At 32.0% G+C, this 16361-nt stretch carries 21 protein-coding genes and 1 pseudogene; all 22 read left to right on the forward strand.

Annotated features, from left to right (window positions below; genetic code table 11):
• Positions 1-165: 165 nt before the first annotated feature.
• A complete protein-coding gene (gene proB, locus BGS43_RS05590; RefSeq protein ID WP_096569147.1) occupies positions 166-921 on the forward strand; it encodes a glutamate 5-kinase in 756 nt (251 codons plus the stop codon).
• Between the two features lie 109 nt (positions 922-1030).
• A complete protein-coding gene (locus BGS43_RS05595; RefSeq protein ID WP_228775955.1) occupies positions 1031-1189 on the forward strand; it encodes a hypothetical protein in 159 nt (52 codons plus the stop codon).
• Positions 1189-1882: pseudogene (locus BGS43_RS05600) on the forward strand (hypothetical protein). The gene BGS43_RS05595 and the pseudogene BGS43_RS05600 overlap by 1 nt, the downstream one beginning before the upstream one ends.
• 106 nt (positions 1883-1988) lie before the next feature.
• The gene (locus BGS43_RS05605; RefSeq protein ID WP_002812164.1) at positions 1989-2225 is read left to right on the forward strand and encodes a hypothetical protein; all 237 of its coding nucleotides are present in this window, start codon (positions 1989-1991) and stop codon (positions 2223-2225) included.
• A gap of 141 nt (positions 2226-2366) precedes the next feature.
• A complete protein-coding gene (gene fmt, locus BGS43_RS05610) occupies positions 2367-3284 on the forward strand; it encodes a methionyl-tRNA formyltransferase (protein ID WP_096569150.1) in 918 nt (305 codons plus the stop codon).
• Positions 3247-3900: a biotin--[acetyl-CoA-carboxylase] ligase gene (locus BGS43_RS05615; protein ID WP_038837297.1), complete on the forward strand. Its 654-nt coding sequence runs from the start codon at positions 3247-3249 to the stop codon at positions 3898-3900. The genes fmt and BGS43_RS05615 overlap by 38 nt, the downstream gene beginning before the upstream one ends.
• Complete coding sequence (locus BGS43_RS05620) at positions 3897-4682, forward strand: ParA family protein (protein ID WP_002779403.1); 786 nt, start codon at positions 3897-3899, stop codon at positions 4680-4682. Before BGS43_RS05615 ends, BGS43_RS05620 begins: the two co-directional genes overlap by 4 nt.
• A 4-nt stretch (positions 4683-4686) precedes the next feature.
• Positions 4687-5523 (forward strand): ParB/RepB/Spo0J family partition protein, encoded by an 837-nt coding sequence (locus tag BGS43_RS05625; RefSeq protein ID WP_002825024.1) that lies wholly within the window; start codon positions 4687-4689, stop codon positions 5521-5523.
• 58 nt (positions 5524-5581) lie between these two features.
• Complete coding sequence (locus tag BGS43_RS05630) at positions 5582-6007, forward strand: FoF1 ATP synthase subunit B' (protein ID WP_002825023.1); 426 nt, start codon at positions 5582-5584, stop codon at positions 6005-6007.
• 11 nt (positions 6008-6018) lie between these two features.
• Positions 6019-6531: a F0F1 ATP synthase subunit B gene (locus BGS43_RS05635; protein WP_025399330.1), complete on the forward strand. Its 513-nt coding sequence runs from the start codon at positions 6019-6021 to the stop codon at positions 6529-6531.
• Positions 6531-7052, forward strand: coding sequence for a F0F1 ATP synthase subunit delta (locus BGS43_RS05640; protein WP_002825021.1), 522 nt, complete (start codon positions 6531-6533; stop codon positions 7050-7052). The genes BGS43_RS05635 and BGS43_RS05640 overlap by 1 nt, the downstream gene beginning before the upstream one ends.
• Before the next feature lie 12 nt (positions 7053-7064).
• A complete protein-coding gene (atpA, locus tag BGS43_RS05645; protein ID WP_002825020.1) occupies positions 7065-8570 on the forward strand; it encodes a F0F1 ATP synthase subunit alpha in 1506 nt (501 codons plus the stop codon).
• Positions 8571-8579: 9 nt separating this feature from the next.
• Positions 8580-9464, forward strand: coding sequence for an ATP synthase F1 subunit gamma (gene atpG / locus BGS43_RS05650; RefSeq protein ID WP_002779397.1), 885 nt, complete (start codon positions 8580-8582; stop codon positions 9462-9464).
• A 26-nt stretch (positions 9465-9490) separates the two neighbouring features.
• A complete protein-coding gene (gene atpD / locus BGS43_RS05655) occupies positions 9491-10888 on the forward strand; it encodes a F0F1 ATP synthase subunit beta (RefSeq protein WP_002785043.1) in 1398 nt (465 codons plus the stop codon).
• A gap of 3 nt (positions 10889-10891) precedes the next feature.
• Positions 10892-11281, forward strand: coding sequence for an ATP synthase F1 subunit epsilon (atpC, locus tag BGS43_RS05660; protein WP_002779395.1), 390 nt, complete (start codon positions 10892-10894; stop codon positions 11279-11281).
• A complete protein-coding gene (locus BGS43_RS05665; RefSeq protein ID WP_002785044.1) occupies positions 11282-11836 on the forward strand; it encodes a MotA/TolQ/ExbB proton channel family protein in 555 nt (184 codons plus the stop codon).
• Positions 11837-11846: 10 nt separating this feature from the next.
• Positions 11847-12236 carry an ExbD/TolR family protein gene (locus BGS43_RS05670; protein ID WP_002782354.1) on the forward strand — a complete coding sequence of 130 codons (390 nt, stop codon included), beginning with the start codon at positions 11847-11849 and terminating at the stop codon, positions 12234-12236.
• A 3-nt stretch (positions 12237-12239) separates the two neighbouring features.
• A complete protein-coding gene (locus tag BGS43_RS05675; protein ID WP_002786249.1) occupies positions 12240-13016 on the forward strand; it encodes a TonB C-terminal domain-containing protein in 777 nt (258 codons plus the stop codon).
• Positions 13017-13029: 13 nt separating this feature from the next.
• Positions 13030-14241 (forward strand): Tol-Pal system protein TolB, encoded by a 1212-nt coding sequence (gene tolB / locus BGS43_RS05680; protein ID WP_002782359.1) that lies wholly within the window; start codon positions 13030-13032, stop codon positions 14239-14241.
• Positions 14242-14317: 76 nt separating this feature from the next.
• The gene (pal, locus tag BGS43_RS05685) at positions 14318-14815 is read left to right on the forward strand and encodes a peptidoglycan-associated lipoprotein Pal (RefSeq protein WP_002825017.1); all 498 of its coding nucleotides are present in this window, start codon (positions 14318-14320) and stop codon (positions 14813-14815) included.
• 3 nt (positions 14816-14818) lie between these two features.
• Entirely contained in the window at positions 14819-15772 is a 954-nt protein-coding gene (locus BGS43_RS05690) for a tetratricopeptide repeat protein (RefSeq protein ID WP_025399328.1), read from the forward strand.
• 15 nt (positions 15773-15787) lie between these two features.
• Positions 15788-16360: an FKBP-type peptidyl-prolyl cis-trans isomerase gene (locus tag BGS43_RS05695; protein ID WP_002825013.1), complete on the forward strand. Its 573-nt coding sequence runs from the start codon at positions 15788-15790 to the stop codon at positions 16358-16360.
• The last annotated feature ends 1 nt before the right edge of the window (position 16361 follow it).

Genomic DNA, 16361 nt, shown 5'->3' on the forward strand with positions numbered 1-16361 from the left:
ATCGTCTTTTTCTTTACAAAATAAAAATTTCATTTTATTTTAAATTTTATTTCGATTTTTAGAAAATTAATCATTTTTATTAAAAAATTTGATAAAATTTTTTAAGTTTATAAAATGAATTTTTAATTTAAAATTTCAATATCATATAAAATTAAAGAGAAAAGTATGCAAAGAATAGTTGTAAAAGTAGGCTCTCATGTGATCAGCGATGAGAATCTTTTAAATTTAAAGCGCTTTGAGAATTTGGTGGCTTTTTTGGCCAAATTAATGCAAAAATATGAAGTTATTTTAGTTACTTCAGCTGCTATTTCAGCTGGATGTACCAAGCTTCATATAGATAGAAAAAATTTAATCAACAAACAAGTTTTAGCTGCGATAGGACAACCTTTTTTAATCAGTGTTTATAATGAATTTTTAGCCAAATTTGGCAAAATGGGTGGGCAAATTTTGCTTACAGGAAAAGATTTTGATTCAAGAAAGGCGACTAAGCATGCTAAAAATGCTATTGATGCGATGATTGATTTAGGAATTTTGCCTATTATCAATGAAAATGATGCTACAGCTATTGAGGAGATTGTTTTTGGTGATAATGATAGCTTAAGTGCTTATGCGACGCATTTTTTTGAAGCTGATTTGCTTGTGATTTTGAGTGATATTGATGGTTTTTATGATAAAAATCCTAGTGAATTTAGCGATGCAAAGCGTTTGGAAAGGGTTAAGTTTATCAAAGAAGAATGGCTTAATGTAAGTGTTAAAACAGGAAGCGAACACGGAACAGGCGGTATAGTTACTAAGCTAAAAGCAGCTAAATTTTTATTGGAAAATGATAAAAAAATGTTTTTAGCAAGTGGTTTTGATTTAAGTGTTGCAAAGGCATTTTTGCTAGAAGATAAACAAATAGGTGGAACTTTATTTGAGTGATTATAAATTTTTATTTTTCCTTAAGTTTTGAAGAGTAAAATAAATTATGCGCATAATTCATAATATTAAGGAGAAATGATGAAAAAGTCAGTAAAAATACTTCTTTCAGTTGGCTACTTTTGCATACGATCCTTATGCTTGCTCTTTGCAAAATTTAATTAATCCAGATAGCTGCAATCCTAATTTAGTGCCTAATGGTGAGTATGCTTGCCAGGCTTTACCTAATGTTAGAGTAAATGGTGAACCTGTTTGTGTGGAGTATTATTAATGTCTATTTTAGTAAATGCTGTAGATACTTTTTATTCTACTAAAAATGAAGCTGTATTTTCAGCTTCTAAAAGTGAAAATATAAAAAGAAATGTCGCGGATTTTAATACCGATAATAATACAAAAAATTCCGTGTATTTTTTAGTGATGATAAAGAAATTTCTTTGAATTTAAGCAATGAAAGCATGGAACTTTTGACAAATCATTTTAGCGCAAATGATTTTTTAAAACTTTCTAATGGAAATATAGGCTTAAGCGGAAAAGCAGCCGCCTTTGTAGAAGGCTGGTATAAAGATATTATGATAAATAGAAATTTTTTAAATGCTGATAGGGATAAAAACGGCAGAATAGAAAATAACGAGCATTTATCTTTAAAAAATTCAGTAGAAGATGTCGCAAAAAATCAAGATTTAAGTAAGAATTTTGGGGCAGTTGTTTTAAGAATGGCTCAAAGTACAACAGGCTATGTTGAAAATACAATTAGCGATAAAAGCTTAAGTATAGAAGCACTTATGGATGAAAGTATAAAAAGTGATAGAAATTTTGATGGGATTATTACGAGGCTTGAGTATTCTGCTAAAGGCGGTACGGATGTGCAAGGCTATACGAATTAGGCTATAGATGCTTTAAATGATATTTTAGATGATAGCGATAAAGCCAAGAAAATTCATTTAGTTGTCGATCCTACAAGTGAAATTTGGCATTCGTATGCAGGCAAAACATTAAATGAGGTTAAGGCTTGCTATGATAATCCTTTTAGAGCGACGAGTGGAACTTCTGCTTCTGGTTTTTTAAATATAGTGATTGAAGAACCAAGAATTTTACCAAGTAATGATTTAGAAAATGAAAAAGAGCAATTGCTTAATGAATTTCCTGAATTTAGAGCTTTGATACAAAACAATCCCAATATTACAAAAGAAAAACTTTTAAAACTTAAAAATCAGCAAAGAATCACACACAATTACCAAGATCATCAAAAACAAGATTTGCAAAAAGAATTTACACAAAATTTCTTTAAAACAGATCTTAAGGCCTAAATTCCCTTAAAAAATTCGGCAATTTCCGCATTTAACCTTACAAAATTTTTATAAAGATGCACCCCGTTTTGACTGGATTGAGTTAGCTTTAAAACCAAATTTGTTATAATCAAAACCTTGAATTTTATATAAAGCGAAATGATGAAAAAAATTATTTTTATGGGCACACCAAGCTATGCAACTTGTATTTTAAAAGCTCTTTTAGAAGATGAAAATTTTGAGCTTTTAGCGCTTTTTACTCAGCCTGATAAAGCTGTGGGTAGAAAGCAGATTTTAACACCAAGTGATACTAAAGCATTTTTGCTTCAAAAAGCTCCACAAATTCCTATTTTTATCCCAAATTCTTTAAAGGATGAGAGCGTTATAGAGCAAATTTGTGCTTTGAAGCCTGATTTTATAGTAGTTGCTGCTTATGGAAAAATTTTACCTAAGGCTATTTTAGATATAGCTCCTTGTATCAATCTACACGCTTCGCTTTTGCCTAAATACCGAGGCGCTAGTCCAATACAAAGCGCGATTTTAAATGCTGATGAAAAAAGCGGGGTTTGCACGATGCTTATGGAAGAAGGACTAGATACAGGAGCTGTGCTTGAGAGCGTAGAATGCGATATAAGAGATAAAAATGTAAATGAAGTTTTTGAAATTTTAGCAAATTTAGCAGCAAAGCTTATCCTTTCTACTCTTTTAAATTACGAAAAACTCCTTCCAAAAAAACAAGATGAAAGCTTAGCTACACATTGTAAAAAGATCAAAAAAGAAGATGGGCTTGTGAGTTTAGATAATGCAAGAGAAATTTATCAAAAATATCTAGCTTTTACACCTTGGCCCGGGGTTTTTTTAGAAAATGGTTTGAAATTTATAGAACTTGAGCTTGTGGATGAGTTGAAGCAAAATGCTAAAATGGGTGAAATTTTAGAACTCGAAAAAGAAAGCTTTTTGCTTGCTTGCAAACAAGGAATTTTACGCATTAAAAAGCTTCAAGAAAGCGGAAAAAAGGCTCTTGATGGTAGGACTTATTTAAATGGAAAAAGGCTTAAAAGTGCAGATAGCTTGTGTTGAAAGTATTGATTCTACCCATCTTTTTTTATGCGAACAAATTCGAAGTGGTAAAATCAATGAAAATTTTGCCCTTTATGCCTTAAATCAAACAAAAGGCGTAGGTAGTAGAGAAAATTTATGGCAAAGCTCTAGTGGAAATTTACATCTTTCTTTTTGCATCAAAGAAAGCGATTTACCCAGCGATTTGCCTTTGGCTTCTGTGAGTATTTATTTTGCTTATTTGTTAAAGGAAATTTTACAAGAAAAAGGTTCTAGAATTTGGCTTAAATGGCCCAATGATTTATACTTAGATGATAAAAAAGTAGGAGGGATAATAAGCACAAAAATTTCAGATTTTATAGTAGGTGGTATGGGTTTAAATTTAAAATTTGCTCCTCATGATGCTGCTTTGTGTGATGTTGAAATTTCACTTGAAGATTTGATAGAGAAGTTTTTGCAAAGACTAGAGAAAAAATTTTTATGGAAGCATATTTTTAGCAAGTATATGTTAGAATTTGAAAAATCAAGACAATTTAGTGTCCATTATGAAGGTAAGGTATTTTCACTTGAAAATGCTTTTTTATATGAGGATGGATCAATTTTACTAGGCGATAAAAGGGTGTATAGTTTAAGATGAGTGAGATTATTACTATAGCAAATCAAAAAGGTGGAGTAGGTAAAACCACAACAGCTGTGAATTTGGCAGCATCTTTAGCAGTGGCCGAAAAAAAAGTTCTTTTAATTGATGTGGATCCACAAGCAAATGCTACAACAGGTTTGGGTTTTAATCGTAACAATTATGAATACAATATTTACCATGTTTTTATAGGTAGAAAAAAACTTTCCGATATTATTTTAAAAACAGAATTGCCTCAACTTCATTTAGCTCCTTCAAATATAGGTCTTGTAGGTATCGAACAAGAACTTGCCAAGGGTGAAAACAACGAAAAAAAAATGATACTTAAAAACCAAATTCAAGAAGTGCTTGATGAGTATGATTTTATCATCATCGATTCTCCGCCTGCACTTGGAAGTATCACTATCAATGCTTTTGTTGCTAGTGATAGTGTTATCATACCTATACAATGTGAGTTTTATGCGCTTGAAGGTGTGGCGATGGTTTTAAATACGATTAAAATTATTAAAAAAACTATCAATCCTAAATTAAAAGTGCGAGGATTTTTGCCGACTATGTATAGCTCACAAAATAATCTTTCTAAAGATGTTGTGGAGGATTTAAAGCAGAATTTTAAAAAGCAGCTTTTTACTATTAATGGCAATGAAGATGATTTTATCGTTATACCTCGCAATGTAAAATTAGCTGAAAGCCCAAGCTTTGGAAAGCCTATCATACTTTATGATATAAAATCTCCTGGTTCTTTGGCTTATCAAAATTTAGCATATTCGATTTTAGGATAAAACAATGGGTCTTAATAAAAATAGAGGCTTAAGCACCTTAATGGGAGATGTAGGAGAGGTTTATAGTAGAGAATTAGGTCTTGATAAAAATCAAGTAAGTCTTATTGAAATTTCAAAAATCACTCCAAATCCTTTTCAACCAAGAAAAACTTTTGACGAAGTGGCTTTAAATGAACTTGCAAATTCTATAAAAGAGCATGGATTAATACAACCCATAATTGTACTTAAAAAAAACGATAGTTTTATTTTGGTAGCTGGCGAAAGAAGGCTTAGAGCTACTCAAATTTTAGGAGAGGAAAATATACTAGCCTTTGTATCGGATAGTGATGAGAGCAAGCTTAGAGAATTAGCACTCATAGAAAATATCCAAAGGGAAAATTTAAATCCTATCGAACTTGCAAATTCTTATAAGGATTTAATAGAAGTTTATAATATTACTCAAGAAAATTTAGCCGAACTCATTCATAAAAGCAGAACGCAAATCACAAATACTTTAAGGCTTTTAAATTTGGATTCTAAAACTCAAGAACTCATAGCAAGTGGTAAGATTTCACAAGGTCATGCTAAGGTTTTAGTAGGTTTAGATAAAGAAGATGAAAAAGTGCTTGTAGATAGCATTTTGGGACAAAAACTTAGCGTAAGAGATACAGAAAGACTTGTTCAAAAAGTTAAAAACAAAGAAAATATAGAAGATGAAGAATTTGAAAGCTCGATGCAAAATTTAAAACAAATTTTAAATAAAATCGGTTTTATGTGTAAAAATAATAAAAAAGAACTCATTATTCGTTTAGATAATATTGATAAAATTAAAAAACTGACTGAAATTCTTAACAAAATTTAACAAAGTCTTAGTTTTTATTTGTTACAATAAAAGACTTATAATATCCCAAAGGAGATCTATGTTTGAAGATATGCATCCTTCCATAATGCTTGCTACTATGGCTATTTTTTTAGCTATGATAGTGATTTTAAACACTATGCTATATAAGCCCCTTTTGAAATTTATGGATGAAAGAAATGATTCTATAAAAAATGACGAAAATAAAGTCAAAGAAAATTCACAAGAAATGCTAGGAGCCAACGATGAGGTTGAAGCAATTCATGTGAGCACAAGAGAAGAAATCCATAAAATCAAACAAAATGCCATCAATGCAGCTAAAGAGGAAGCTCAACAAGCTATAAAAGCTAAAAAGGAAGAACTAGAGCGTAAAATGGCTAACTTCTATACCGAATTAATATCTCAAAAAAAAGAACTTCAAGACCATTTGTCAGCACATTTGCCTGACCTTAAACAAGCTTTGCAAAATAATATTAAACAGCACTAATAAGGAGAAAGATGAAAAAGCTATTTTACTTTATTTTTTTACTGCCTTTATGTGCCTTTGGTGCATCTAATGGTAGTGGAGAGTATGATATTGTTCCAAGAACAATAAATTTCTTAATTTTTATAGCCATATTGTATTATTTTATAGCAAATCCTTTTAAAGCTTTTTATAAAAATCGAATTTTAAGAATTTCTTTAAAATTAGATGAAATTCAAAAGAAGCTTTTGGAAAGTAAAGCAAAAAAACTTGACACAATGAAAAAGCTTGAAGAAGCTAAAGCAAATGCAGCAGCAGCTTTAGTTGTAGCAAAAAAAGAAGCAGAGGTGCTTGCTCAAAAAATTAAAGAAGAAACTCAAAATGAGCTCGCTTTACTTGAAAAACATTTTGAAGAACAAAAAAGCTATGAATTTAGAAAAATGGAAAAAGAAGTTGTGTCTTTAACTCTTAAAGAGATTTTTGAAGATTCAAATATTGCTTTAAAACAGAATGAAATCATTGATATTATGATGAAGAAGGTGTCTTAATGAATGATTTAATAGCCAAAAGATACGCAAAAGCTATAACTTTAAGAGCAGATATTTCAGAATTTTATGATAATTTGTCTATTTTAAGCTCAGCTTTTGCCCTACCTAAATTTAAAAATATTATAGAATCAAATCAAATTCAAAAAGAAAAAAAATTAGAATTTGTTATTTCTTTAATAGAAAAAGCTAGTCCTAGTTTTAACAACTTTTTAAAACTATTAGCAGAAAATTCAAGACTTTCTTGCATTCCTCAAATTGCTAAAGAGCTTGAAAGACAAAAATCTTTTAAAGAAAATATTTTTTTAGGGACTGTTTACTCTAAAGAAGTATTAAGCGAAGATAATATCAAAGAGCTTGAAAATAGACTTAGTGCTAAGTTTGGTGTTAAAATTAAACTACAAAATAAAGCAGGTTTAAATGAAGGTGTGAAAATTTCACTAGAAGAATTAGGTTATGAAATTTCTTTTTCAATGAAAGCTCTTCAAAACAAGATGAGCGAATATATACTCAAAATTATTTAAGGAGAATGTGTAATGAAATTTAAAGCTGATGAAATCAGTTCTATCATAAAAGAAAGAATCGAAAATTTTGATTTAAATTTAGAGATTGAAGAAACAGGAAAAATTATTTCAGTAGCTGATGGTGTGGCTAAGGTTTATGGTCTTAAAAATATTATGGCCGGTGAAATGGTAGAATTTGACAATGGCGATAAAGGTATGGCATTAAACCTTGAAGAAAGTAGCGTGGGTATAGTTATACTTGGAAAAGGAGAAGGCTTAAAAGAAGGCACTTCTGTAAAACGCCTTAAAAAACTTCTTAAAGTTCCAGTAGGGGAAGCTCTTATTGGTCGTGTGGTGAATGCACTTGGTGAACCAATTGACGCTAAAGGTGTTATCAATAGTAATGAATTTAGATTTGTAGAAGAAAAAGCTAAAGGTATCATGGCTAGAAAAAGTGTACATGAACCTTTACATACAGGGATTAAAGCTATAGATGCATTGGTGCCAATTGGTCGTGGCCAAAGAGAGCTCATCATAGGCGATAGACAAACAGGTAAAACTACTGTAGCTGTAGATACTATCATTTCTCAAAAAGGACAAGGAGTAGTTTGTATTTATGTAGCTATAGGACAAAAGCAAAGTACAGTGGCTCAAGTTGTAAAAAGACTTGAAGAGCATGGAGCTATGGATTATACTATAGTTGTAAATGCGGGTGCTTCAGATCCAGCAGCACTTCAATACCTAGCACCTTACACAGGCGTAACTATGGGTGAGTTTTTTAGAGATAATGCAAAACACGCTTTAATTGTTTATGATGATTTGAGTAAGCATGCTGTGGCTTATCGTGAAATGTCTTTGATTTTACGCCGTCCTCCAGGTCGCGAGGCTTATCCTGGCGATGTTTTCTATCTTCACTCAAGACTTTTAGAAAGAGCTAGTAAATTAAATGATGAGTTAGGTGCGGGTTCTTTAACAGCTTTACCAATCATCGAAACTCAAGCGGGCGATGTTTCAGCTTATATTCCAACCAATGTTATTTCGATCACTGATGGACAAATTTTCTTAGAAACTGATTTATTTAACTCAGGAATTCGTCCAGCTATCAATGTGGGTCTATCGGTTTCTCGTGTGGGTGGTGCGGCTCAAATTAAAGCAACTAAACAAGTTTCAGGAACTCTAAGACTTGATCTTGCGCAATATAGAGAACTCCAAGCTTTTGCTCAATTTGCAAGTGATTTGGATGAGGCAAGTAGAAAACAACTAGAGCGCGGACAAAGAATGGTTGAATTGTTAAAACAACCTCCTTATTCTCCACTTAGTGTTGAAAAACAAGTGGTTTTAATTTTTGCGGGAACAAAAGGTTATTTGGATGATGTAGCTGTTTCAAAAATCAGAGAATTTGAAGATGGAATTTATCTATTTATAGAAGCAAAACATCCAGATCTTTTTGAGCAAATTCGTTCGAAAAAAGCTTTAGATGCAGAGTTAGAAGAGAAATTAGCTAAAGCAATAAACGAGTTTAAAGCAAACCATTTATAAGGTTCTTTTATGTCTAATTTAAAAGAAATTAAAAGAAAAATAAAAAGCGTCCATAATACGCAAAAAACAACCAATGCGATGAAGCTTGTTTCTACTGCCAAATTAAAAAAGGCAGAAGAAGCAGCAAAAAGATCTAGAGTTTATGCGCAAAAAATCGATGAGATTTTAAGTGAAATTTCTTTTCAAGTCAATAAGATTGTTCACAATGAAGAGGATTCAAGATTTGTTTTATTTCATAAGAAAAATCAAATCAAAAATGTAGATCTGATCTTTATAACAGCAGATAAAGGACTTTGTGGCGGTTTTAATATCAAAACCCTAAAGGCTGTAAGTGAACTTTTAAAAGAATATGAAGAAAAAAATATCAATGTTCGCTTAAGAGCTATTGGAAAAACAGGAATTGAGTATTTTAATTTTCAAAAAATAGAGCTTTTAGAAAAATATCTTGGCTTGAGCTCAAGTCCTGATTATGATAAAGCTTGCTCTGTTATTCAAGCTGCTGTAGATGATTATTTAAATGGAATAACAGATGAAGTTGTTCTAGTGCATAATGGATATAAAAATATGATCACACAAGAATTAAAAATTTCTCATCTAATCCCAGTAGAGCCAAAGCAAATCGAAGGAAACTCGAATTCGCTTTTAGAACTTGAACCTGAAGATACAGATCTCTTGGGAGATTTGATGAAAACATATTTTGAATACAATATGTATTATGCATTAATTGATTCTTTGGCTGCAGAACATAGTGCGAGAATGCAGGCTATGGATAATGCCACCAATAATGCAAAAGCTAGGGTTAAACAGCTTAATTTAGCTTACAATAAAGCAAGACAAGAATCTATCACTACTGAACTTATTGAAATTATCAGTGGTGTTGAGTCAATGAAATAGTAAAATTTTTAAGGAGAGTATAAATAATGCAAGGATTTATTTCACAAGTATTAGGTCCAGTTGTTGATGTAGATTTTAACGACTATTTGCCTCAAATTAATGAAGCCATTGTTGTAAATTTTGAAAGTGAAGGCAAAAAACAAAAACTTGTTTTAGAAGTAGCAGCACACTTGGGCGATAATAGAGTTAGAACTATTGCTATGGATATGACAGATGGCTTGGTAAGAGGACTTAAAGCAGAAGCTTTGGGTGCTCCTATTAGTGTTCCTGTGGGTGAAAAAGTTTTAGGAAGAATTTTTAATGTTACGGGAGATTTGATCGACGAGGGTGAAGAAGTTGCTTTTGATAAAAAATGGGCAATTCATAGAGATCCTCCTGCATTTGAAGATCAAAGTACAAAAAGTGAAATTTTTGAAACAGGGATTAAAGTTGTGGATTTGCTTGCTCCTTATGCAAAAGGTGGTAAAGTAGGGCTTTTTGGTGGTGCTGGCGTTGGTAAAACAGTTATTATTATGGAGCTTATTCACAATGTTGCATTTAAGCATAGCGGTTATTCAGTATTTGCGGGTGTTGGCGAGAGAACTCGTGAAGGAAATGACCTTTATAATGAGATGAAAGAAAGTAATGTTTTGGATAAAGTTGCCTTATGTTATGGACAAATGAATGAACCACCAGGGGCAAGAAACCGTATTGCTTTAACAGGTCTTACTATGGCTGAGTATTTTAGAGACGAAATGGGTCTTGATGTTTTGATGTTTATTGATAATATCTTTAGATTTTCACAATCAGGCTCTGAAATGTCTGCGCTTTTAGGAAGAATTCCTTCAGCTGTGGGTTATCAACCAACTCTAGCAAGTGAAATGGGTAAATTCCAAGAAAGAATCACTTCAACTAAAAAGGGATCAATTACTTCAGTTCAAGCAGTTTATGTTCCAGCAGATGACTTAACAGACCCTGCACCTGCGACTGTTTTTGCTCACTTAGATGCTACAACTGTTTTAAATAGATCTATTGCTGAAAAAGGTATTTATCCTGCGGTTGATCCACTTGACTCAACTTCAAGAATGCTTGATCCTCAAATTATTGGCGAAGAGCACTATAAAGTTGCGCGTGGTGTTCAATCTGTACTTCAAAAATATAAAGATTTGCAAGATATCATTGCAATTTTGGGTATGGATGAATTAAGCGAAGAAGATAAATTGATCGTTGAAAGAGCAAGAAAAATTGAAAAATTCTTATCACAACCATTCTTCGTTGCAGAAGTATTTACGGGTAGCCCTGGAAAATATATTTCTCTTGAGGAAACCATTGCAGGCTTTAAGGGAATTTTAGAAGGTAAATACGATCACTTGCCAGAAAATGCTTTCTATATGGTGGGTAATATTGACGAAGCTATTGCAAAAGCAGATAAACTGAAAGGTTAATTTATGGACAATTTAATCAGTTTTGAAATAGTTACACCTATGGGTGTGATTTATCAAGGGGAGGTAAAATCAGTTACCTTGCCAGGAAGTGAAGGAGAATTTGGAGTACTTAAAGGACATGCTGCTTTAGTTTCATCTTTAAAATCTGGTGTAATTGATATAGAAAAAGCTGATTTAAATCATGAATTAATCGCAATTGATGCAGGTCATGCTAAGGTAGATGAAGATAAGATCAGTGTTTTGGCTAAGGGCGCGGTTTGGATTTCAGGTTCTAGCGAAAGCGAAATCGAAAAAAATCTTGAAAGCGCTAAAGAATTAATCAAATCTATGAGTTCAGACAATACAGCTTTAGCTGCTACCTTTTCAAAGCTTGACAATGCAAAGGTTAGGTAGATGAATTTTGAAGCGATATTTCAGTTTTTTGGAAGTTCAAGCATAATTACTTATATAGTCTTAGCTTGGCTTTCCTTATATTTTATACTTTCTTTTTTTATACTTTTTTCAAGAATGACTTATTTGGCAGCTTGGAAAAATAAAGAAAAAGAAAGTTTAGAAGCTCTACTCTTGGGAGAAAAAGATTTGAGTAGAACGCGTTCTATTTTAAGAAAGTGCACAGATACTAGTTTATCACATCTTGAGATTTACAAAAATTTAGCAAGTCGTCGCGCATCCAATGGGCTTACTTGGCTTAGTATAGTAGCTTCAACCTCTCCATTTATAGGACTTTTTGGGACTGTTATTTCTATACTTGAGACTTTTGGTGGTTTAGGGACGCAAAATTCTTTAAGCATTATTGCACCTAAGATCAGTGAAGCTTTAGTTGCTACGGGTTGTGGTATTTTGGTTGCTATTCCTGCTTATACTTTTCATCTTATTATTAAAAGAAAGGCTTTTGAGCTCTTAAGTATAATTGATAGTGAGATTAAAGTTATTAGTTCTAACAAATAGGATTTAAGATATGCCATTTGACGATGAGAAGCCAGAGCTTAATATAACTCCTTTGGTTGATATCATGCTTGTTTTATTGGCTATTTTAATGGTAACAGCTCCAAGCATTACTTATGAAGAAAAAATCAATCTTCCTCAAGGAAGTCAAAAATCCACAAGTGCTCCTAGTGTTAAAAGCTTAATTGTTAGTATTAATGCTAAAAAAGAGATATTTTTAAATCAAGAAAAATATAGTTTTGTAAGCTTTGCAGATAATCTTGCGCAAAAAAAAGCACAATTTAATACCGACGAACCGGTATTTATTAGGGCTGATAAGAGTTTAAAATACGATGATGTTATTTTTGTTTTAAAAAGTATTAAAAATTTGGGCTTTAATAAAGTCGCCTTGCAAACAGAATAAGCTATGAAAGAATATGGTCTAGGCAAGATAAATTCATTTTTGCTTGCTGTTGCGGTTTATGTTTTTATTATAATTCTTATTTTTTTTAGACTCGTAACCCACATACAACCTGCAATCCAATATACGGATATCCAAGATAGTTTTATCGACATAGAGCTTATGGAACCCTCAAAAAAAGTCGTAAATGAGCAAAGCGCCCCTAAAGATATTCAAAAACCTGCCCAAGAGCTTGATATTGAAAAACTTTTTGCACAAACTACAAACAAAGCAGTAAAAACTGAAGATGTGGATCAAAAAGCCAGCAATTTTAATGAGCTTTTTGGTAGTATCAAAGAGATACAAGAAGAAAAAACTACTAAAATACAATCAAGCGCTAAATCAGAAACAACAAGCAGTTCAAAAACTCAAGCTTCAGAGCTTGTAAAGCAATTAAACGATAGTTTGCTTGAAGAAGAAAGTATCAATCAAGGCGAAAGTATTAAAAATCAAAAGACAGGGATTTATGATGAGTTTTTGGGAAAGGTGGTGCGCACCATCACCCAAAGATGGAGACAATATCATCCTAATAGTGAAAATATTTCAGTTAAGGTAAAAATTTTTATTGATGAAAATGGAAATTTTGGTTATACTTCAGTCGAAAAAAGCGGAAATTCTTTATACGACGCAAAAGTAGCCGAATTTTTAGAAAACCAAAAAGGTAAATTTATAGCCTATCCACCTCAAAATAAAAGCATAAGTATTACTATGAATTTAAAAGATGAGGCGCAAATTCAAAAATAATTGAGGAGTAAAAATGAAAAAAATTGTAACAGTATTTTTAATTTTTTTAGGAATACTTTGGGCAGAAGATCCTGTGATTGATGTCGTAAATTCTGGTGTAGTCTTACCAAAAATCATTGTTAAAGACAATTCGAATTTAAGTGATATTAATTTAAAGCGTAGTTTTTATAATATCATTGTAAATGACTTGAAAGTAAGTTCAAATTTTGAAGTTGTAAGTGATGCAAGTTCAGAAGCTGCAAATTACACTTTTGAATACGATTTGAGTAAAAATGGCAATGCTTTAAATTTGCATGTTAAGATCAAAGCAGGAGGCTTGGAAAAATCAAGTCAAACCTATGCTTTAAATGGTGTAGAGCAGTATCCTTTTTTGGCCCACAAAAGCGTAAAAGCTTCGGTAAATGCATTAGGACTTGCTCCTGTTGAATGGATGGATCATAAAATTTTAATTGCCAGAAATTCAAGCTCTAAAAAAAGTCAAATTATCATGGCTGATTATACTTTAACATATCAAAAAGTAATCATTGATGGAGGATTGAATTTATTTCCTAAATGGGGAAATAAAGAGCAAAGTATTTTTTACTATACCGCATACGATCATGATAGACCAACGCTTTATCGCTATGACTTAAGAACTAATAAAGCAAGTAAAATTTTAGCAAGTGGAGGTATGGTTGTAGCAAGCGATGTAAGTTTAGATGGTAGTAAGTTACTTGTGACTATGGCTCCAAAAGATCAACCTGATGTTTATTTGTATGATTTAAATTCTAAAAATTTAACTCAGCTTACGAATTATTCAGGCATAGATGTAAATGGAAACTTTATAGGCGTAGATGATAGTAAATTTGTTTTTGTTAGCGATCGCTTGGGTTATCCTAATATTTTTATACAAAATCTCAATAATGGATCTGCCGAACAAGCAGTTTTTCATGGTAAAAATAATTCTGCAGTTTCAACCTATAAAGATTTTTTAGTATATTCTAGTCGTGAGCCAAATCAAGTAGGTGTTTTTAATATTTATTTAATGTCAATCAATAGCACAGGTATTCGTCAATTTACCGCAAATGGAAAGAATTTATTTCCTAGATTTTCAAGTGATGGCGGTAGTATAGTTTTTATCAAATATCTCGGAGCACAGAGTGCTTTAGGTGTTATTCGTGTTAATGCAAACAAGACTTTTTATTTTCCATTAAAAGTTGGGAAAATTCAGTCTATTGATTGGTAAAAATTTGTAATTTTTGGTTAAATTTAATTAATTTTAGATATAATGCTAACAATTTATTAACTTTGAAAGGTCATAAATGAAAAAAATTCTTTTTAGTTCTATTGCAGCATTTGCATTGGTTATCAGTGGTTGTAGCACAAAAAGCACTAGCGTAAGCGGTGATACAAGTGTAGATTCTAATCGCGGAACAGGTGGTAGTGATGGTTGGGATATTGATTCAAAAATTTCTCAACTTAATAATACTTTAGGAAAAGTATATTTTGATTTTGATAAATTTAATATCCGCCCAGATATGCAAAATGTTGTTAATACAAATGCTAATATCTTCAACAATGAAGTAAGCGGCGTAAGCATTACTGTTGAAGGTAATTGCGATGAGTGGGGAACAGATGAGTATAATCAAGCTTTAGGTTTAAAAAGAGCAAAAGCAGTTAAAGAAGCTTTAATTGCTCAAGGTGTAAATTCTGACAGAATTGCTGTTAAAAGCTATGGTGAAACAAATCCAGTATGCACAGAAAAAACAAAAGCTTGCGATGCTCAAAATCGTCGTGCAGAATTTAAACTATCAAGATAATTGATGAAAAAAATATTTTCAGTAGCTCTTATCGGAGCTACTTTACTTTATGCAGAAAGCTCTGCTTTTGGTGCAGGAGATTTAACCAGTAATTCCCCCTATGGTTTAACATCAAGTGAAAAATTACTCAAGGAAAAATTAGATACTTTAAGCAATAATAATGTTCAAGCAAATTCTAGAATTAATGAGATTGAACAAAGAGTTGAAGGATTGCAAAGTACTTTAGAGGGTATAAATTCGCAGTATGCCAAATCCAATTCTAGATTAACGCAACTTGAAACCCGTTTTGAAGCTATGGAAAATAATTTAAGCACAGAACTTCAAAATTTAAAAGCTTATGTTGAAGAAAGTAGAAAAATTCAAGATGCTAACAATAAGCAAATTAAGAAAATTTTAACCGAATTAAGTTCTTTGGTTGATTCTATTAACGCAAATTATGTGTCTAAAGATGACTTAAATAGTACGAATTTAAGTATCAAAAATACAGTTGTTGTACCTCTATCGATCGATGATAAAAACATAACTTCTAGCGATGAAAACAATGCCAGTGTTGCTCCAGTGCAAGAAAAAGAAGTTAAACAAATAGATGATTCTTGGAAAAAGAAAAAAAATAACGAAATTTTAGACTTGGCTATCAAAGATTTAAATAATAATTCTTATGAGAATAGCAAAATTAAGTTAAACTATCTCATATCAAAACAATACAAACCTGCAAGGGCAAATTTTTGGTTAGGAGAAATCGAGTATAAGCAAAAGAAATACAATAATGCTATTGCTTATTATAAAAAAAGCTCTGCTTTGAGCACCAAAGGGGATTATTTTCCAAAGCTTTTATATCACACGGCGATTTCTCTTGATAAGATAGGAGATCCAAAAACAGCTAATGGGTTTTATAAGGTTTTAAAGACAAATTATCCTAATTCACCGGAAGCAAAAGCTTCCCCCGATAGAAAATAATATCAAGGAGAAAAAATGGCTATAGAAAAAAATAGCGTAGTTTCAATGTTTTATGAACTAAAAGATGCAAATACAAATGAAGTTTTAGAATCAAATTTATATGCTCAACCGATTTCTTTTATCTTAGGCAAAGGGCAAATTTTAGAAGCTTTAGAAGAAGAAGTGATGAAGCTTGATTGCCCTAGTAATGCTGATGTCGTAGTTAAGAAAGAAAAAGGTTTAGGCGAATACGATGAAAATGCGGTGCAAGTTTTACCAAAAGAGCAATTTGCAGGCATTGATTTAAAAATAGGTATGGAGCTTTTTGGCGAGGGTGAAAACGGAGAAACCGTTCGCGTAACTGTTAAAAAAATCAGTGATAATGATGTAACTATTGATTACAATCATCCTTATGCAGGTCGTGATTTGCTTTTTTCTTTAAATATAGTAGATGCCAGAGCAGCAAGTGAAGATGAGCTTCTTACAGGCATTATAGCAGGAAGCCATAGTTGTGGTTGTGGAAGCGGACATGGGCATGGACATGATCATCACGGACATGGCGGTGGCGGATGCTGCGGTGGCGGTGGCGGCGGATGTGGTTGCCACTAAG

It is taken from the genome of Campylobacter sp. 110, assembly GCF_002383965.1.
In the GTDB taxonomy this organism is placed as follows: Bacteria; Campylobacterota; Campylobacteria; order Campylobacterales; family Campylobacteraceae; genus Campylobacter_D; species Campylobacter_D coli.